The following is a 229-nucleotide window of genomic DNA, read 5'->3' as shown; positions in this document are numbered from 1 at the left end:
AAGCGTACTCAGCGAGATTATACATTAGGCTTTAAATTATCTATTGTTGAGCAAGTAGAAAAAGGCGACTTCACCTATAAACAAGCGCAAAATCATTACGGCATTCAAGGCCGCAGTACCGTTCTGGTATGGCTGCGAAAACATGGTAAATTAGATTGGTCTAAACCAACTTATATAGCCAACATGCCTAAATCGAAAGAAACCCCAGCACAAAAAATTAAACGTTTAG

1 protein-coding gene is annotated in these 229 nt (G+C 38.4%); it reads left to right on the top strand.

The window, feature by feature from the left end; genetic code table 11:
- A partial coding sequence (locus PSI06_RS21405) for a helix-turn-helix domain-containing protein (protein WP_273605082.1) occupies nucleotides 1-229 on the top strand: 229 nt, incomplete at both ends.

The organism is Pseudoalteromonas sp. GABNS16E, from assembly GCF_028598715.1.
Taxonomy (GTDB): Bacteria; Pseudomonadota; Gammaproteobacteria; order Enterobacterales; family Alteromonadaceae; genus Pseudoalteromonas; species Pseudoalteromonas atlantica.
The sequence above is the reverse complement of the archived record's forward strand: the minus strand, read 5'-3'. Positions and strand labels throughout refer to the sequence as shown.